At 62.2% G+C, this 18934-nt stretch carries 12 protein-coding genes; 1 reads left to right on the top strand and 11 read right to left on the bottom strand.

Annotated elements, in window-relative coordinates; genetic code table 11:
• Positions 1–297 (bottom strand): transposase (locus tag ACTQWD_RS02855; protein ID WP_441559204.1); only part of this gene is annotated, 297 nt, incomplete at its 3' end.
• A gap of 177 nt (positions 298–474) precedes the next feature.
• Positions 475–1812, bottom strand: a complete 1338-nt coding sequence (locus ACTQWD_RS02850; RefSeq protein WP_441559203.1) for a hypothetical protein — start codon at positions 1810–1812, stop codon at positions 475–477.
• Between the two features lie 218 nt (positions 1813–2030).
• On the opposite strand from ACTQWD_RS02850, the gene ACTQWD_RS02845 reads away from it, so the two are divergent.
• Positions 2031–3212 (top strand): cation diffusion facilitator family transporter, encoded by a 1182-nt coding sequence (locus ACTQWD_RS02845; RefSeq protein WP_441559202.1) that lies wholly within the window; start codon positions 2031–2033, stop codon positions 3210–3212.
• 18 nt (positions 3213–3230) lie between these two features.
• On the opposite strand, the gene ACTQWD_RS02840 is transcribed toward ACTQWD_RS02845, so the two are convergent.
• From ACTQWD_RS02840 to dnaE, 9 genes are all read right to left on the bottom strand, one after another.
• Complete coding sequence (locus ACTQWD_RS02840; protein ID WP_441559201.1) at positions 3231–4187, bottom strand: hypothetical protein; 957 nt, start codon at positions 4185–4187, stop codon at positions 3231–3233.
• 180 nt (positions 4188–4367) lie between these two features.
• A complete protein-coding gene (locus ACTQWD_RS02835; protein ID WP_441559200.1) occupies positions 4368–6035 on the bottom strand; it encodes a formate--tetrahydrofolate ligase in 1668 nt (555 codons plus the stop codon).
• A gap of 146 nt (positions 6036–6181) precedes the next feature.
• A complete protein-coding gene (gene ruvB / locus ACTQWD_RS02830) occupies positions 6182–7249 on the bottom strand; it encodes a Holliday junction branch migration DNA helicase RuvB (RefSeq protein WP_128620210.1) in 1068 nt (355 codons plus the stop codon).
• The gene (gene ruvA / locus ACTQWD_RS02825; protein WP_441048284.1) at positions 7249–7869 is read right to left on the bottom strand and encodes a Holliday junction branch migration protein RuvA; all 621 of its coding nucleotides are present in this window, start codon (positions 7867–7869) and stop codon (positions 7249–7251) included. The genes ruvB and ruvA overlap by 1 nt, the downstream gene beginning before the upstream one ends.
• The gene (gene ruvC, locus ACTQWD_RS02820) at positions 7869–8390 is read right to left on the bottom strand and encodes a crossover junction endodeoxyribonuclease RuvC (RefSeq protein WP_035137351.1); all 522 of its coding nucleotides are present in this window, start codon (positions 8388–8390) and stop codon (positions 7869–7871) included. The genes ruvA and ruvC overlap by 1 nt, the downstream gene beginning before the upstream one ends.
• Before the next feature lie 294 nt (positions 8391–8684).
• On the bottom strand, positions 8685–10670 hold the full coding sequence (locus ACTQWD_RS02815; RefSeq protein ID WP_441559199.1) for a hypothetical protein: 1986 nt from the start codon (positions 10668–10670) through the stop codon (positions 8685–8687).
• Between the two features lie 117 nt (positions 10671–10787).
• Positions 10788–11150, bottom strand: a complete 363-nt coding sequence (locus ACTQWD_RS02810) for a desulfoferrodoxin family protein (RefSeq protein WP_154515902.1) — start codon at positions 11148–11150, stop codon at positions 10788–10790.
• A 165-nt stretch (positions 11151–11315) separates the two neighbouring features.
• A complete protein-coding gene (locus ACTQWD_RS02805) occupies positions 11316–14789 on the bottom strand; it encodes a DEAD/DEAH box helicase (protein ID WP_441559198.1) in 3474 nt (1157 codons plus the stop codon).
• Between the two features lie 162 nt (positions 14790–14951).
• A complete protein-coding gene (dnaE, locus tag ACTQWD_RS02800; RefSeq protein WP_441559197.1) occupies positions 14952–18755 on the bottom strand; it encodes a DNA polymerase III subunit alpha in 3804 nt (1267 codons plus the stop codon).
• Between the last annotated feature and the right edge of the window lie 179 nt (positions 18756–18934).

Here is an 18934-nt window from a genome sequence, read left to right as displayed (position 1 = left end):
CTCGACCGAGGTCTCGCGCCTGCGGTAGCGCTCGATGACGGCCGTCTGGAAGGTCGCCCCGCGGAGCTTCGGCACGCTGAGCTCGACTTCCCCGGCGCCCGTGACGAGCCTCCTCGTGTAGTGGCCGCTGCGGTAGGCCTCCCGGCCCGCCGTCCTCTCGTAGCGCTCGGCCCCGACGAGCTCGGACGCCTCCTCGTCGAGCAGTGCGTTGAGCGTCTCCTCGACGGTCTTCCTCACCAGATTCTTTATGTCGTTGCGCAGCGACTCCTCGTCGACTGATACGATGTTCGCAGACACGGCCCGTGCCCCCTTCGTCGGTGATTTGTTGTTTAGTCGCTAGAAATCATATGACGGGGCGCGGGCCGTGTTCCGCTATGCGGTTGTCAATTTGCGAAAGAAATTATGCGTCACCACCCCTGCGAGCCGCCCCGTAGCCCTAACCTTCAAGTTACAGCAACAACCGGTACTACTCCCCTACTTCCCAAATAGCGCACCCAGCAGGCCGCGGCGTTTGGGCTTTTCCTCTCGGTAGGAGCCCTCGACTGCCGCTGCCACCTGGCGCGGTTGCTCGCCGCCTCCGCGGCGCACGATCTGGTACAGGAAGGGCGATTTAACGTATTTGACCTCGATGGGTGTGGCGTGCACGGTACTTTCGCTCGACAGCATCACGTTGGGATTGAGCGGTGCCACCACATGTGTCTCGCGCTTGTCGCTAAACACTACCGCGGCCGCACGACCCGTCTGGCCGTTTACGGCAATGCGCACCTGCTCGCCTTCGCGGCTGTCCGACGCCGGACGATCGACAAAGTAGACCGGCACCATCACCAGACCATCCTTGTGCTTGCGGGCCTTGCGCGCCCACGTGCGAATGCTCTTTTTATTGAGCCCTAGCACCGCCTCGGCATCGTTGCCGGCAATGTCGAGCGCCAGCTTATCAATGATCACCTGGTCCTTGGTAGACGCATCGACGGAAACAACGCGAAAGTCACCTTCCTGCATGGCAGGATCGAACGGCCCAACCTTGGCAAAGTCCCACGGCTCCAAAATGCCCATAAGACGAACGTCCAGGTAGTTTGCCCGCGGATATGCCCAGTCGAGCACCTCGTAGTACACCAAGGTCTCCTTGCTCAGCCCCTTGCCCGGGAAGGACGCCATCATGCGCAAATCCGCGAGCGCCATGGGAAAGTAGAAGAGCATCATGTCGTTTTGGATCGCGTCTTCTACATCGTGACCGGCAAAGGCTTCCGCATACTGGCGCACCAGCTGCAGCGCGTTGGCACGTGCCTGCTGCGGCGAGATTTCGCAGGGAATACCCTGCTCGGGTACATACTCCGCACCAACGCCCATGGTCAGGCGCTTGCTAAAGGTACCGGGCTTGAGTAGGTCTGCAACGCCGATCTTATTGCCGCAGGACGGGCATTCAAACACGCGCTGGGTCGACTCGCCTTCAAAGGATGCGCCACAGAAGGGGCACGGGATGCTCACGTGCGTGGCCTCCTGGAACTCCTGCGCCGTGCCGCGGTCCTCCCACAGTAGATGCTCCAGAACCGACTGGTTGCGCCAGTGCGCATGAAAGAAATACCAGTCGGGGTCCACCGGGCGCTCGAGCTGCGACACATGGGTGAGCTTAAGCAGCCCATCGACAACCGTCAGCGGCGCATGGCGAATGCCCAGGGCGCTCTTGGGCTCCCCCGCATCGGCCTGCCACGGAACGACCGTGCCGCAATAGGCGCACTCAAAGCTGCGTTTAGCCTGGTGTGAGTACATGGGGCCGCCGCAGTTTTGGCATTTGATGGCAAACATCTCGTCCATGGAAACGTCCTCCTTTACGCAGGGGCTGTCGACATTAAGTATGTCGAGCAGGCAGGCACAAGCCCATACCCATGTGGCCCAAAATGGAGCACCCGGTCGGACAAAAAGCCCCGCTCGTTAGCTCCAGCAGACCATTGCTGCATTTTCTGAGCATCGGTGCACGGCGCGCCCATGCGAGCTACACTATCCCCTTAAACGAGGATGCGAGGAGGTACGCCATGCTATTTGTAAATCGGCTGGTACATACACTTGTTCCTGGCTGCGAGGGCGAGCCGGTCGATGCATCATGTCGCACCAACGCGGGCTTTGCCGCAAGCCTCATCTGCATTGGCCTCAACATTACCCTGTGCCTGGCCAAGGGCATCGCGGGTCTGCTCGCCGGCTCTGTCTCACTTGTCGCCGACGCCTTTAACAACCTCTCCGACGCCTCGAGCAACATTGTGAGCTTACTCGGGTTCCGCCTTGCCAGCCGCCCGGCCGACGAAGGTCACCCCTATGGCCACGGCCGTTACGAATACCTCGCCGGCTTGTTTGTCGCCGTCCTCGTTTGTGCCGTCGGCATCAACCTGGTGCTCGAGTCCATTACCAAGATCATCAAGCCCTCCCCCACCGCCTACACGCTGGTCTCCCTAGCCGCCCTCGTCTTATCCATGCTCGTCAAATTATGGATGGCCGCATTCAACCGCGCGCTGGGCGACCGCATCGACTCGGAGACGCTCATCGCCACAGCGCAGGACTCCAAAAACGACGTCATCACCTCGGGCTCGGTCTTGGCGGCGGCGCTTATTTCGCAGACGACCGGCTTTGACCTCGATGGCTGGGCAGGCCTGGGTGTGGGTATCTTCATCTGCATCAGCGGCATGGGCCTGGTGCGCGACGCCATCAGCCCGCTGTTGGGACAAGCGCCCGACCCCAAGCTCGTCCAGGAAATCCGCGACAGGATCATGTCGTACCCCCAGGTCTTGGGCACACACGACCTCATGGTGCACGACTACGGCCCCGGCCGTCAGTTTGCCAGCGCACACGTGGAAATGCCCGGCGAGGGCGATGCCTTTGAGCACCACGAGATCCTGGACACCATCGAACACGACATCAAACGCCAGATGGGCATCGACATCACGCTGCACTGCGACCCCATCGCCACCACCGGCGACGACCTGCGCGGCTGGGTCAAGCGTGGCGTCATGCAGATCGATCCCGCGCTCTCCATCCATGACCTGCACGAGCACGGTGGCTTTGTGTCATTTGACCTGGTGCGTCCCGACGGCTTTCGCATCTCCGACGACGAGCTGTTGGAGCGCGTAACGCATATCGTGCACGAGCGCAGGCCCGATGCATCATGCGTTGTCACGTTTGACTCGGGCTTTAGCTCGCCCGACCGTCCGGCAGAACAGTTGTAGCCCCGCTCCGCTCGACCGCTAGTTTCCCTGCGCGCCCGAAATGCCATTTTGCAGGGCATCCCAGGCGTTCGTTGCCATATCACCCAGATTCTGAGCAGTATCACCGAGGCTCTGGGCTGTGTCGCCCAGCTCTTGGGCCTTATCCCCAAGCTCCTGCGCCTTGTTGCTCAGGTCCTCCAGCGTGTTAGAGCTCGAGCTGTCCGTGGCGCCTTGATCAGCGGACGCATTGCCCGACGAGCCGTCCTTGCGCGTGAGCTGAATCTCAAGGTTGCCGTCACCGTTGTAGTAGGCAGATGTGACGACCCAGTTGGCATCGACGACGGGCGTCGAGCCGTCGTCGGTCAGAATCACGGCATTCGAAAGATTGGCCCCGCGCGACTTGAGAATCTTTTTGGCGTTAGACCAATATTGCCCCGGGATATCGCTCAGGTCGACGGTGCCGGACTGGGCAGTCTCGGTCTGCTCGGCCGTGGTATCAGTCGTGGCGCCCCGCTTGTTGAGCATGCCCGACACGATGGCAAACACAACCGACAAGGCAAAGAAGATCGCCAGCACGATGAGGATCTTCTTAATCACGCTCGACGAACGCGAAGGCTTCTTCTCCTCGTCCTCGCCATACCGGGGGATGGACTTGGGATACTCACGATACGGCTCGCGCGCGTATCGGTCGTGCGACTCGTAGCGCGGCTGTGCCGTGCGCGGCATATATGTCGTCTGCTGAGGTTGTGGAATGGGATTTTGCAGCAGGTCATCATAAGGGTCTACCGCCGCGTTGCCGTAGGGGTTCTGCGATGAGACACCATGCGGGTCCTGCGCCGCGTTTCCGTAATTCACAACGCGCGTGGGATCGGCCGGCACCTGCGTCGTATCGGGGGCAGCGTAGCCGGGATTCGGCACGATACGGGTCGTGTCGGCGCTACCGCCGGCCTGTGCGGAGCCATATCCGCCCATCACGGTCGTCTTATCCTGGTCCATGCAACGATTCCTTTCCGTCGCCCGTAAGCATCAAGTTATCCATGCATTCTACCCGCGTACAAGCCTATGACAGGCTAAGCCCGTCGGTATCTACAAGACGTGTGCGGGCCTAAGGATCAAAAAAGCCCCGCCGGGCTTTAGGAGCACGGCGGGGCGGGCCAGCGGCTATGAGCAGCAGGCTTAGAACAGGCCGGTGATGTTGCCGTCGTTGTCGACGTCGATGTTCTCGGCCGCGGGAACCTTGGGTAGGCCAGGCATGGTCAGAACGCTGCCGGTCAGCGCGACCACAAAGTGGGCACCGGCGGAAACCTTGAGCTCGCGCACGGTGATGCGGAAGCCCTCGGGCGCGCCCAGAGCCTTGGCGTTATCGCTGAAGCTGTACTGGGTCTTGGCGACGCACACCGGCAGGTTGCCAAAGCCGTTCTCGCGCAGCTCGGCGAGCTGGCGCTTGGCAGCCGGCGTAAAGTCAACGCCATCGGCGCGGTAGACCTTGGTGGCAACGGCCTCCAGGGCGTCGGCCACATCGGCACCGTCCTCGTAGGCAAACTTGAGCTCGCTCGGCTGCTCAATCAGGCGCATGACCTCATCGGCCAGGTCGAGCGCGCCCTCGCCGCCCTTGGCCCAAACCTCGGACAGCTTAACGTTGACGCCCAGCTTCTGGCACTCGGACTCGATGAGCGCAAGTTCGGCCTCGGTGTCCGTTGGGAAGCGGTTGATGGCGACCACGCAGGGAAGACCATAGACGTTCTGGATGTTGTCGACGTGACGCAGCAGGTTGGGCATACCGGCCTTAAGGGCCTCGAGGTTCTCCTCGTTGAGGTCGGCCTTGGCAACACCGCCGTTGTACTTAAGCGCGCGGGCAGTGGCGACGACCACGACAGCGCTGGGGCGAACGCCCGTCATGCGGCACTTGATGTCCAGGAACTTCTCGGCACCAAGGTCGGCGCCAAAGCCGGCCTCGGTAATCGCGACGTCACCAAAACGCATGGCCATGCGGGTGGCCATGATGGAGTTGCAGCCGTGGGCGATATTGGCGAAGGGACCGCCGTGGACAAACGCGGGCGTGCCCTCGAGCGTCTGCACCAGGTTGGGCTTGAGCGCATCCTTAAGCAGCGCGGCCATGGCGCCCTGAGCCTTGAGGTCGCGGGCGCGGACGGGCTCGCCGGCATAGCTGTAGCCGACAACGATCTCGCCCAGGCGCTCCTTGAGGTCGCTGATGCTCGTAGACAGGCACAGAATCGCCATGACCTCGGAGGCAACGGTGATATCGAAGCCGTCCTCGCGCGGCACGCCCTGGGCTTTGCCGCCAATGCCATCGATAACATGGCGCAGCTGACGGTCGTTCATGTCGACGACGCGCTTCCAGGTGATGCGCTTAACATCGATGCCGAGCTGGTTGCCCTGCTGAATATGGTTGTCGAGCATGGCGGCCAGCAGGTTGTTGGCGGCACCGATAGCATGGAAGTCACCGGTAAAGTGCAGGTTGATGTCCTCCATGGGGATGACCTGGGCCCAGCCGCCGCCGGCGGCACCGCCCTTTACGCCAAAGACGGGGCCGAGCGAAGGCTCGCGCAGGGCCACGGCGCTCTTGACGCCGCGACGGCGCAGGCCATCGGCCAGACCGATGGTCGTGGTGGTCTTGCCCTCGCCTGCAGGCGTGGGATTGATAGCGGTCACAAGGACAAGCTTGGCCTGGTGATCGGTCGGCTCGTTGAGCAGTGAATAGTCGACCTTTGCCTTGTCGAAGCCGTACGGAATCAGGTGCTTTACGTCGACGCCGGCGTTCTTGGCCACCTCGGTAATGGGCAGCGGCGTGACGGAACGTGCGATTTCGATGTCAGTAGGCATGGGCGGTCCTTTCGTTACCGGATGAGAAAAAGACCAATTCAGCATAGCACGGGCGCGCAATAGTAAAACGCCCATAACCGATGAACGGCGATATGTTTATCCAATGCCCAGCGATAGCCTACAGACAAGCCAAAACAAACCCGCCCCTAAACGGTAGGTTCAATCCCCAAGTGCTCAAAGGTGCGAAGGGTCGCCTGACGGCCCTGCGGCGTGCGAATCATCAACCCGCACTGCAACAGGTAGGGTTCGTAGACATCTTCGAGCGTACCCGGATCCTCGCCCACCGCGCTGGCAAGGGTCGTCAGGCCCACGGCACGGCCGGAGAACGTCTTGGCGAGCGTCTCCAAGATGCGAATGTCCATCCAGTCCAGACCAAGCTCATCGATCTCAAAGAACTCGAGCGCCTGACGGCAGATATCAAGCTCAATAGGACCGTTGCCGCGCACCTGGGCGTAATCGCGCACGCGCTTGAGCAAGCGGTTGGCAAGACGCGGCGTACCACGCGAGCGTGAGCCGATCTCGAGCGCGCTCGGATGGTCTATTGTCACGCCCAAAATGGTTGCCGAGCGCGTCACGATCTGAGCAAGCTCCTCGACCGTGTAGTAGTCCAGGCGATACGAAATACCAAAACGGTCGCGCAGCGGGCCGGTCAGCATACCCGAGCGGGTCGTTGCCGCCACCAGCGTAAACTTGGGGATATCCAGGCGAATCGAGCGCGCCGCCGGACCTTTGCCAATCACGATATCGAGCGCAAAGTCCTCCATCGCGGGATACAGGACCTCCTCGACCGAACGATTGAGACGGTGGATCTCGTCGATAAACAGCACGTCACCCGGCTGTAAGTTGGTAAGGATGGCCGCCAGGTCGCCGGTGCGCGCGATGGCCGGGCCACTCGTCGTCTTAATCTGAGCGCCCAGCTCGTTGGCGATAACGGTGGCCAGCGTGGTCTTGCCCAGACCCGGAGGGCCCGAGAAGATCACGTGGTCGAGCGTCTCGCCACGGCTCTGCGCCGCCTCGATCAGCACGCGAAGGCTCTGCTTGATATGCTCCTGACCGCAGTAGTCGTCCAGGCGCTGGGGACGCAGGGTACGGTCGACATCGAGGTCCTCGGGCGTTAGCTCCGAGCCCACCATGCGCTCGCCATGCGCCATGGATGCCGCCGGCGAGCTGCCGGGCGTCGCCCACAGGTCCTGAGAGTCATCGGCTTCCCACATCACGCATCCATTCCGAGTCGCTTAAGCGCCGCGCCGAGCAGATCCTCGACACGCATATCCTGCCCATCATACCCGCTCAGAGCGACATCGGCCTCCTGCGGGCTAAAGCCCATGGAAAGGAGTGCCGCGCGGGCATCATCGATGGCCGAGGGAGCGGCAGCGGGCACGGGCATCGCAGCCTGTCCGGGAATCACGTCGACCGGCACAAAGCCCTTATCCTTGGCAAAGGTACTCTTGAGCTCCAGAATGAGGCGCTGAGCTGTCTTTTTACCCACACCGGGCACCTTAGCCATGCCCTTGTCGTCCTCGGCCATCACCAGCGAATACAGCTGCCCCACGGTATAGGTGGAAAGCACGGCGAGCGCCAAGCGCGGGCCAACGCCCGAGACGGACACGAGCCGGTCAAACATTGTGCGCTCATCCTTGGAGGCAAAACCAAAGAGCGTCATGGCGTCCTCACGCACCTGCATACGCGTGTAGAGGCGAACCTCGCCGCCGGGCGTCGGCAACGTGGCCGCAGTGCTGCCCGAGATGCCGAGCTCAAAGCCCACGCCCGACACATCGACGACAGCAGAGCTCATCGTGGCCTCGACAAGCGTTCCGTGGAGCTGGGAGATCATCAGTATCCGGTTCCTCTCTGTTGATAGAACTCGCCGCCGGTAAGCGCGCGGGTGCGGCTGAGGTTAACGTGGCAGATGGCGCAGGCCAGGGCATCGGCGGCATGGTCGGGGTGCGGGTCGTGATCGAGCTGCGTGAGCGTACGCACCATGTAGGCGACCTGTCGCTTATCTGCGGCGCCGGTGCCCACAACAGCCTGCTTAATCTGCATAGGCGTGTATTCGCCAATCTCGAGCGCGCACTCCGAAAGCGCCACAAGCGCAGCGCCGCGGGCATGCGCCGTGGGGATGGCCGAACGAACGTTAGCGCCAAAGTAGATGCTCTCGATAGCAGCGGTATCGGGACGATAGCGTTCGACAACGCCCTTGAGGTCGCGGGCGATATGCGACAGGCGCACCGCGAGCGGACTTCCAGCACTGGTCTCGATGCAGCCATAGGCACGACAGCGAACCTCGCCACGTCGCTCCTCGATAATCCCCCACCCCGTATGGGCCAAACCAGGGTCGATACCCAAGATAACCAAGCCAACCTCCCCTCGCCACAAGCGCAGCGCAAGGCAAGGCCCCACGCACTATTCACGAACGTCTGTTCTAGAATAACACAACAGCGACCGTATCTGGCAAGCAAGGTCGAACCATAGGTTGAGCATAAGTCAGCGAGCGAGTCCCTGCCGTGGCAAGGTGTCGCGAAAGAGGAGCGCCGCGTACTTCTGTACGCAAGCGACGGTTTGAGCGGCAGATGGCCCGGCAGGGGCTCGCGTAGCGTCGACTCGTTACGCGGTTTGGCAAAACCGCGTAACCTTTGCCCCATCCCCAGTTTAGTTCTGCGAGAAAAAAGGAAACTGACGGGGATCCACCGGCGGACGCGGCATCGGCGTGCCCTGGGGCCCGCCCTGCGGTCCGCCCTGGCCGCCCATCATCCTTTCGATGGCGTCCTGGACCTCGCCCTCGAACTTTTTCATTCCCTCGTGCAAACGACGCTGACCGTCCTCAGAGCGCAGCTCCTCCATCTGCTCGGGCGAAATACCCAACAGCTCACCCAACAGACCCATCATCTCACCGCGCATGCGATCGCCCGTATCGCTATCGGCAAAGCGGCGCACTTCGGCGCGCGCCAGTGAATCAACCGTCATGCGCTCCTTGCCGTTGAGCCCCAAATCGGACCACGCAAGCATGTACGGCCAAGCGCGCTCGGCAAACGAACGGGCCGAAACGATCGGCGCCGGCGGCAACATGCGACGGGCAGCCTCACCCTGTCGAACGAGCATCAGCAGCAGCGAGCAGGCCTCAGGCTTGCCAGCGGCCATCGGGATGTCGTCGAAAGATCGATTGCGGTCCACGTGCGCCTCGAGCGCGCCATCGACCTCACCCGGCTCAAGCCCGCCGAGCAGCTGTGCCGCGCGGTCGAGCATATCGACCGGACCGTCGAGCGTCGAGAGCGCCTGCGCCAGCACTCGCTCCATACAATCTTCCACCGCGTTGAGCGTCACGAGCTCTTGGGGCACCACGGCAGACGTGCGGTTGCGTACGCGCGCCACAAACTCAAGCGTCGACAGGTACACATCGCCAAAGGGCGCAAAGTCGCCCTGGTAGCCGCCGGACAGTGCGGGCGCCGCTAGCGCGTACTCGGTCTTGGAGAGCGGGCTCAACGCCATGGCGCCCAGCTCGAGCGCCGTATCCTCGAGCATCAGGCCCAGCGCACGCGAGCGCAGACGCTCGGCATCGCCCGCCGACACGTCGCGATCGAGCACACGCGCCGCATCCGGTGCATCGCGCTCGACGGTACGAATGTGCAGGCGCTCGGCAATCGCGCGGACGGCGGCACAGCGGGCAGCCTCGGCCTCTTCCTGAGCCGGCGTAAAGATACGGTTGCGCCCCAGCACAAGGCCAATCACATTACGCGGGCCCAGAGCGTCAACGGCAAGTGCCGCCAGCAGGGACGACGGCAAGTCACCCTCGAGTGCCACCACAGCACGCGACGTGCCGCGAGCGCGGGCATTGTCGCGCACGGCGAGCACCAGCGCCTGCCACAGCCACTCCTCGGAACGAAACTCGGGCAGTTCGTGATCTTCCAGGGCATCGAGCATCACGCCGCGCTGAATCTCCTGAACCAGCAGGCTCTCCTCAAAACACGGCGCCTGGGCCACCACGCGACCGCAGTCGTCGAGCACAAACGAACCGCCGGTATACACCGACTCGTCGTACGCACCGACCGGCGCCATGCAGGCAAACCACACGCTGCGCTTAGATGCGATCTTGCGGTAGGCACCGCTGCGAACGGCGGCGATGGCGGCAGTCTCGCGGTCGGTCATGTCAAACGCGTTGAATTGGAAATACGCAATGAGGTCAACACCGGTCGGCAACATCTCGAGTTCGCGGTCCAAGTCAAAAATCACGGCGATGCGCACGCCGTCCACGTCGAACACCGGCGGCGCCCAACGCGTATCGTTGTTCTCGCCACGCTGCAGGGCAATGCTCGATCGAGCCGGCACCACATGACCGTCCTTGAGCATCATGTAGTCGAGTAGCGGCTGGCCCTCAAACGAAACCGCCGCGGGCACGATGCAGATCATATCGAGCTCTTGGATACGCTCGGCAACACCGGTCAGGCCTGTCAGCATGTCGTGCTCAAAGTCGGCAGTACCCACCAGGCCGCCGGGCAAAGCACCCATAAAGAGCGGAGCCGGGACGCACAGCACGCGCGCCCCGCGCTCGTGGGCCAGACGAGCCTGATCCTCGATGCGACCGCAAATGCCCTCAATATCACCCAGGCGCATATCGATCTGTGCAAGTGCGAGCTTCATAGCCCAGCCCTTTCCGTCGTAAACCATCGAAACCGTAGTAAAAGCGCCGGCCGCATAATGCAGCCGGCGCTTGCATGTGCATATGCTAGCTATGATACCCCGAGCGGGGGCGCGCTCCTAGAACGTCGCGGACCACAGCCCATGCAGGTTGCAGTAGGCATAGACGGTACCGGTCTTGGAGCCGCCAGCGAAAAACGTCGCGGGCTTCATGCCGGGCTCAAGGTAATGGACCTCCAGGCGGCCCTCGGCCTCAAGCGCGATCCACTCGATGTAGTGCTCGGGCAGCATGGGGTGCTCCGTCGAGCCCACGCGCGCACGAATGACGTGGCCATCGCGCTCGATCTCGACAACAGGCACGTGCTTCTCGTGCGCCGCATCCTCGGTGTTTGCCGTCAGCTCCGTGCAACCGGCAGGGGTCGCAACGTCGTCGCCAAGAGCGGCAACGAGCTTGCCGTCGGAGTCTTTAAAGAATTTCGCCATGATGTTCTCCTTTGCTGATGTGCCAATGTTCTCGTTAGTTCTTATGCCCAAAGAGCGCCGAACCATCCATGGCATTGCAAATGAACACATAACGGGTGAGGCAAGCGGTCGGGCCAGGACGAACCGGCGACCTGGCCCAGCCCGGCGGCCCCATCCCGCGCGCGGCTAGCGAACGTCACCACCGAGCAGCGCCAGAACGTCCTCGCGCGTGAACAGCGCCGACGAAATGCCGTCACCGCCGAGCACACTGTTGACCAGGTCGCGCTTGGACTCCTGCATCTGCATGATGCGTTCCTCGATCGTGTCCTTGGCGATGAGCTTGTACACGGTCACGGTGTGCTGCTGGCCAATGCGGTGGGCGCGGTCGGTCGCCTGGTCCTGCGCCGCCACGTTCCACCACGGGTCGTAGTGGATGACCACGTCGGCAGCCGTCAAATTAAGGCCCACGCCGCCCGCCTTGAGCGAAATCAAGAACACCGGCACCTCGCCCGCTTGGAACTGCGCAACCATCTTGGCGCGGCTCTCTTTAGACGATGCGCCCGTAAGCTTAAGGAAGGCGATATCCTCCTTGGCCAGGCGCTTGCCGATGATATCGAGCATGCCCGTAAACTGGCTGAATAGCAAGATGCGATGACCGCCGTCGAGCGCGCCGTGGACGAGCTCCATACACGTATCGAGCTTGGCGCTTCCCGCCTTGTAGTCCGCGTAATGCAGATGAGGATCACAGCAGATCTGGCGCAGCTTGGTGAGCTCGGCAAGTACCTTGAGCTTATCTTTTTTGAACTCCCCGGCCTCGCGGTGCTGCACTTGCTGGGCAATGCGGTCCTGGTTGGCCAGGTAGAGCTTGCGCTGCTCGCCGGTGAGCTGCGCCATCACCGTATCCTCGATCTTCTCGGGCAGGTCGGCCACCACGTCTTCCTTGACGCGGCGCAGCACAAACGGCGACACGAGAGCCTGCAGGCGAGCGGCGCTGTCACCCTCGGCGTGCTCGACCGGGCTTTCGAAGCGCTTGGCAAACGACTCGCGCGTGCCGAGCAGGCCCGGCATCAAAAAGTCGAAGATGCTCCAGAGCTCGGACAGGCGGTTTTCGATGGGCGTGCCCGTCAGGGCAAAGCGCACACCGGCCGGCAGACGCTTGGCGGCACGTGCCACCTGCGTGAGTGGGTTTTTAATGTACTGGGCTTCATCCAGCACCACGCGGGCAAAGTCCTGCTCGACGTACTCGTCGATATCGCGGCGCATGAGGTCATACGACGTTACGACCACGTTGTGCTCGGCCACGCCGGCAATTTGCACGCGACGCTGGGCCTTAGCACCCACAATGGCGCACACATCAATCGAGGGGGCAAAGCGCTCCAGCTCGGCGGTCCAGTTGTACACAAGCGATGCGGGGCATACCACGAGCGTGGGCTTAGCGTCCCCCGCCTCCACGCGCGCCAGGATATGCGCGATCATCTGGAGCGTTTTGCCCAGGCCCATGTCGTCGGCCAAGATGCCGCCAAGGCCCAGATGCTCGAGCGAACCGAGCCACTGGTAGCCGTCGACCTGGTAGCCGCGCAGTGTGGCCTTGAGCGAGGCCGGCACCGTAAAGTCCATCTTGCCGAGCGTGTCCAGGCGCTCGACGGTGCGACGGAATGCAGCGTCGCGATCGGCTTCGAGCACGGGCGTGCGCGCAAGCATGCTGTCGACGAACAGGGTACTCGACGCGGGAAGCGACACGCCGTCGAGCAGGTCGACAGCATCGACCCCCAGATCCTCGGCAAGGCCAAACGCGGCGCGCGCTCCCTCGTCCAGGCGAATGATGTCGCCCGACGTGAGACGAGCAAACGTCTGGTGACGCTTGTAGGAATCGAGGTAGATGGCAAGGTCTGCCGCCGAAAGGCCGCTCGCGCCCAGTTCGACGTCGAGCAGGTTACTCTTGACGGTGGCGCGCACCGAAAGCTTGGGCGCAGGGCGGACCGAAATCTGGCGCAGGCGGTCGCTGAGCATGACCTCGCCCAGCTCGGACAGGGCAGACAGGCCCTCAGTCAGCAAGTGGAACAGGCTCTCGTCATCGCGTTCCTCAAACGCCAGGCCACCCTCGTAAAAGTCGAAATACAGAGCCGCCGTATCCATAACGCGAAACTCTGCCACCTCGTCGCGCGGCGGCACGCCCGGGCGCTGCTCTTCGAAGGGGCTGCCCGGAGCGCCCATGCTAAAGAGATCTGCCGACCAATCGCCGTAGGTAACCGTAATTTTGCAGGTCACGAGCCCATCGTCGACGCCGATCGCCATGGCAAAGCTTGGCTCGGGCGCCACGGTATCGAGCGCAGCGGGCGCGGTAAGGTCGGTGTAGTCGCGCAAGATAGGCAGCGCCATGCGGCAAAACTCACCCACCTGGTCGGCGGCGATATGGACCGGTGTGCGGCAGGGCAACAAGTGCGATAGGAACGGCGCGGCATGTTGGGCAAACGCCGTGTCGGTACGGCGCGCGCGGCGCGTATCGACCAGATAGGCGACGTCGCCCGAGGCAAAGCAGTACGTATCGGCCGGAAGGCGCAAGTCGTAGCTGCCCCCGGCTGCCGGCACAATCTTGGCAGCAATCAGCGGCGGGCGCTTAGCCGGGACTTCGTTCTCCCCTTCCGGCAACGACTCGACTGCCACCTCGTAGGCGCGGTGCGTCGTCGTCCCCCGCGACCAAGCAGGTTCAAAGGACATGGTCCTGCCACGCAGCAGGTCCAGCACGGACACGATGGAATACTCGGATACCGGCAGCTGACGCTCGGCGACAAAACCGCTGCGGGCAAAGTCGTACGATGCCGAGCGCGAGCTCGTAATATCGCCTAGGTAGGCGACCGTCATTGCAACAAAATCGAGCAGCTTTGTCGACACGTCATCGAAAGCCTCGGGCACATGGGCAAACGTAAGCTTCTTGCCATAGGAGAACGTACCGCCGCGCGCATAGGCATCGGCCATGCCGTCGATATCCTTAACCACGTAGGACACCGAACCGCTGCGAATGCGGAACTCGAGCGCCCAGCTAAAGCGATCGGCAAACAGCGGATTGTAGTACGGCACCAGCGAGGGCTCCAGCACTGCTTTGGGCGCATCGGGGTCAATGGTGCCGGCGAGCTTGCGGCGCATGGCCACGAGTTTATCCATGCGCGCGTCCGAAAGATCGGAAAGCGCTGCCACAAGGCTCGGGCTCGTGGGCACGGGCGCCGGGAAGGGAAAGTTGGGGTTGACCGGAGATGCGCTGGGCGCGGGGCGTGTGGGCTGATTGGACTGTGCGGGCGACACCGTAAACGTGCGGACCGGCGTGCGCAAACCCTCGACGGGCTCGGCGCCGCTGGCATCCAGATACGCCAACGCCGTGGCGATGGCGTGCTTGCACATGCCGGAATAGCGGAAGGCGGCGGGGCAATCGCAGTCGTAGTCGACAACCTCGTGCTCGTCCATATCGAGCGCCACGTGCGTCTTATACAGGTCGCCGCGCGAACCACGCACCGTACCCTCGATATTCACGTTTTTGGAGAAGCGCGAGCCGGAGTCCTCAAACGACAGCACGGCGCCGTTGAGCATGAGCGAACGCCCCTTCATAAAGGTACTGCTGAGCGCCGCCTCCTTACGAAGCGCCTGCACAAACGTCCCCTGCGCCATCGCTTCCTCCAATCTCACCCGGGGTAGCTAATTTGGGACGGGGCTTTTTTAGCTACCCCCATATGTCGGTTGAGATGTGTTCCGACCCCGACTCATTCGCCGTCAGCCAAAGGGTAGCTAAAAAAGCCCCGTCCCAAATTAGCTACCCCGCCAACGGCGTCCTTAGATCACCGTCACTCTGCCTTGGTTACCCACGATGGCCTTGGCCTCGGCCAACAGCGGAATCGAGCGTGCGTTGACCTTAGCAGGTACCTCGGCACGCAGCACGCGCCCGTCCGCCTGCTCGATAAAGATCTCTACGCGGTCGCCGCCCGGATTGGCGGTGAGCACCGTGGCAAGACGCGCCATGTTGCCCTGGCTAAAGCGGCTGTTGGGCACCATGACCTCAAACACCTTGGGCTTGTTGTTCTCCTCGTTGAGCTCAAGCGGCACAATCTCCTGCGCGATGATCTGGTCGCCGCGGTCCGAGCGCTCGAGCTTGCCCTTAATGCGCACAAACGCATCGGACAGCTGCGCGCCGGTCTCGGGATCGACCTCGCCGTACAGATACCCCTCTGCCTCCTTGAAGGTCTTGGGGAACACCACGACGGTGGCCTCGCCTTCCATGTCCTCGAGCTGCACGATGCCCATGGGGTCGCCGTTTTTGGTCACGCGCTTGGACACGCTCGAGACCATACCGGCCCACCACAGCGCCTTGCCCTCGGGAATTTCCTGGTTGATGGTGCCGCCCGTGGGGTTTTGCACCTCGTAGCCGGTGTCGATCTGCGAGAACGAGAAGTCGCGCGCTTTGCTGAGCGCATACTCAAACGGGCGCAGCGGGTGGTCCGAGACATAGATGCCCAGAACCTCCTTCTCCTGGCTCAGCTTAAGGTGGCGGTCCCATTCCTGGCCATCCGGATCGGGTACGCTCACCTCAAAGCCCGATCCCTCAACGTCGCCAAACATGTCGAAGAACGACGTCTGGCCGCTCGCGCGATCCTTCTGGCGCTTTGCCGCGGCATCGATGATGTTCTCGGGGTTGTTCTTGTCCACAAAGTGCATCATCTGACGACGCGGATACCCCGTGGAGTCGAAGGCACCTGCCTTGATGAGCGATTCGATCACGCGACGGTTGGCCTGGCTCGAATCCACGCGCTCGACAAAATCATGCAGCGTCTTAAACGGACCGCCCGCCTCGCGCTCGGCGATAATCGCCTGCGCCACGCCGGTGCCCACGCCGCGGATGCCGGCCAGACCAAAGCGCACACCTTCCTTGGTAGCCGTGAACTCGGTACCGGACTCGTTGACATCTGGCGAAAGCACGGGGATGCCGTCGTGACGGCATGCCGAGACGTAGTGCACGATCTTGTCGGTCTTGCCCGTATAGGACGTCAGGACGGCCGCCATGTACTCGTGCGGATAGTGCGCCTTGAGCCACGCCGTCTGCATAACCAAGATGGCGTAGCCGGCGGAGTGCGACTTGTTGAAGGCGTAGGACGCGAACTCGAGAACATCGTCCCAAATCTTCTGGGCGACCTCGCGCGTGTAGTTGTTCTTGATGGCGCCGTTCATCCAGTGGTCGTAGGTGGTCTCGTCCGAGCCATCCTCCCAGTGGAGCACCGTCGACGTGAGCAGCTTGATCTTCTTCTTAGCCACGGGCTTACGGATACGCGAGTCCGATTCGCCCTTGGAGAAGCCGCACATCTCGACGGAGATGAGCATAACCTGCTCCTGGTAGACCATGGTGCCGTAGGTTTCGCCCAAGATGTCGTCCAGACGGTCGTCGTAGGAGACGGCCGGCTCCTTGCCGTTCATACGGTTGATGTAGGACGAAACCATGCCGGCGCCCAGCGGGCCCGGGCGGTACAGGGCGATCAATGCCACGACGTGCTTGTACTCGGTGGGCTTCATGTTCTTGATCGTGGCCGTCATGCCGGCGGACTCGACCTGGAAGACGCCGGCGGTGTGGCCGGAGCCCATGAGCTTAAAGATCTCGGGATCGTCAAAGGGAATCTCTTCCTCTTTGATTTCGATGCCGAAGTTCTTTTTGATGTTTGCCTTGGCCTTGGAGATAACCGTCAGCGTACGCAGGCCCAAGAAGTCCATCTTGAGCAGGCCCATGTCGGCAACGGTATGGCCCTCGTACTGGGTAATCTCGACGCCGCCCTTGGTGTCGAGCTTGGTGGGCACGTGCTCGTTGACGGGGTCGCGGCAGATCAGAACGGCGCACGCATGCACGCCCTCGCCACGGGTGAGACCCTCGATCGAGAGCGCCGTGTCGATGATGCGGCGGGCGTCGTCGTCCTTTTTATAGGCCTCGGCAAAGTCGGGGTTAAACAGATCCTCTTTGCCGGGTTGTTTTTCGAGCACCTGCTTGAGCTTGACCTTGGGGTCGCTCGAGACCATCTTGGACAGGCGCTGGCCCATGTAGACCGGGTAGTCCAGGACGCGCGCGGCGTCGTTGATGGCCTGCTTGGCCTTAATGGTCGAGTAGGTGATGACGTGGGTGACCTTCTCGGGACCGTAGAGCTGGCGAACATGCTCCACGACCTCGAGACGCCGCTCATCGTCGAAGTCCATATCGATATCGGGCATCTCGGTACGCTGCGGGGACAGGAACCTCTCGAACATCAGACCGTTCTCGAGCGGGTCGAACGCGGTGATGTTCATGGCGTAGGCGACGATAGCGCCGGCGGCCGAGCCACGGCCGGGGCCGACGCCGATGCCGTTGTCCTTGGCCCATTGCACGTACTCGGCGACGATCAAAAAGTAGGCGGCAAAGCCCTTGTCGCAAATGACCTTGTATTCGTACTCAAAGCGCTCTTTGATGTTGACGCCACCGATCTCGCGCGTGGCCCAGTCGTCACCGTAGTGCTGGCGCAGGCCCTTCTCGCACTCGCGGCGGAACTGGCTCTCGTGCGTCTCGCCGGGATCGAGCAGCGGGAAGCGCGGCAGGATGATGGAGTCCCAGTCCAGCTCAACGTAGCACTTGTCGGCGATCTCGAGCGTGTTGTCGCAGGCCTCGGGGCAATACGGGAACATCGCCCGCATCTCCTCCTCGGTCTTCATGTAAAACTCCGAGCCGGTCATGCGCATGCGGTTGGGGTCGTCGACCTTGGCGTTCATGCCGATGCACATGATGACGTCCTGCACGGGCGCGTCCTCGCGGCGCAGGTAGTGGAAGTCGTTGGTGGCGATGACCTTGACGCCCACCTGTTTGGCGATATCAATGAGCGTGCGGTCCATCTGCTCGTCGGTCAGGCCGTTATCGGTGTTAATGCCGTGTTCCTGGATCTCGATGTAGAAGTCACCAGGCTCGAAGGTGTCGCGGAAGGTCTCGGCCCACTTGATGGCGCCCTCCATGTCACCGCGGTCGATGTATTTGGGGATGATGCCCGCGATGCAGGCGCTGGTGCAGATCATGCCCTTGGCGTGGCGGCGCAGGTTGTCGAGCGTCACGCGCGGCTTGTAGTAAAAGCCCTGCACGGCGGCCTCGGAGACCGTCTGCATCAGGTTGACGTAGCCCTCCTGGTCCTTGGCCAGAAGGATCATGTGGTAGAGCTCGGGTTTGTGGTCGCGGGCGAGCGTCTCGTCCGGCGTAAAGTAGACCTCGCAGCCAAAGATGGGCTTGATAACCAGAGGCGGCTTGAGCTCGTCGATATTGCCCTTCTCGTCCCACATGGCCATGTCCTTCACATACTGGGCATGCTCGCGCGGGTTTGCCTCGGGATCGGGCTCCACCAGCTCGTCGCGGCGGTCCTTTTCCAAGAAGGCCTTGTCGTGGCTCCACGTTTTGTACTCGGGCGTATTGTGGTTGACGGCGTCGCAGGCCAGCGCCAGATCGGGCACGCCATACATGTAGCCGTGGTCGGTAATGGCCACGGCGGGCATGCCCAGCTCTACGGCACGGTTGACCATATCCTGGATACGGGTTGCGCCGTCGAGCATGGAGAAAACAGTGTGGTTGTGCAGATGGACGAATGCCATGTGATGAGCTCCGATGCGGGTTCGTGTTCTGACTGAACGATTTTACCCCACGGCACGGACAGCGCCCGAACCTAGCCAAACCCACACGGGTAGCTAATTTGGGACGGGGCTCTTTTAGCTACCCTTTGACTGACGGCGAACGAGTCGGGGTCGGAATACATCTCAACCGATGTATGGGG

Origin of the sequence: Collinsella sp. LCP19S3_B6 (genome assembly GCF_052121815.1) — a bacterium.
Taxonomy (GTDB): Bacteria; Actinomycetota; Coriobacteriia; order Coriobacteriales; family Coriobacteriaceae; genus Collinsella.
Note: the sequence above shows the minus strand (reverse complement) of the source record. Positions and strands in the feature narration are given on the sequence as shown.

Bases quoted from the DNA above. Each gene is read 5' to 3' on its own strand.
- ACTQWD_RS02840 (WP_441559201.1), bottom strand. From the start codon at position 4,187: ATGGACCAGGATAAGACGACCGTGATGGGCGGATATGGCTCCGCACAG.
- ACTQWD_RS02815 (WP_441559199.1), bottom strand. From the start codon at position 10,670: ATGAAGCTCGCACTTGCACAGATCGATATGCGCCTGGGTGATATTGAG.
- ACTQWD_RS02845 (WP_441559202.1), top strand. From the start codon at position 2,031: ATGCTATTTGTAAATCGGCTGGTACATACACTTGTTCCTGGCTGCGAG.
- ACTQWD_RS02805 (WP_441559198.1), bottom strand. From the start codon at position 14,789: ATGGCGCAGGGGACGTTTGTGCAGGCGCTTCGTAAGGAGGCGGCGCTC.
- ACTQWD_RS02850 (WP_441559203.1), bottom strand. From the start codon at position 1,812: ATGGACGAGATGTTTGCCATCAAATGCCAAAACTGCGGCGGCCCCATG.
- dnaE (WP_441559197.1), bottom strand. From the start codon at position 18,755: ATGGCATTCGTCCATCTGCACAACCACACTGTTTTCTCCATGCTCGAC.
- ruvA (WP_441048284.1), bottom strand. From the start codon at position 7,869: ATGATCTCCCAGCTCCACGGAACGCTTGTCGAGGCCACGATGAGCTCT.
- ACTQWD_RS02835 (WP_441559200.1), bottom strand. From the start codon at position 6,035: ATGCCTACTGACATCGAAATCGCACGTTCCGTCACGCCGCTGCCCATT.
- ACTQWD_RS02810 (WP_154515902.1), bottom strand. From the start codon at position 11,150: ATGGCGAAATTCTTTAAAGACTCCGACGGCAAGCTCGTTGCCGCTCTT.
- ruvB (WP_128620210.1), bottom strand. From the start codon at position 7,249: ATGTGGGAAGCCGATGACTCTCAGGACCTGTGGGCGACGCCCGGCAGC.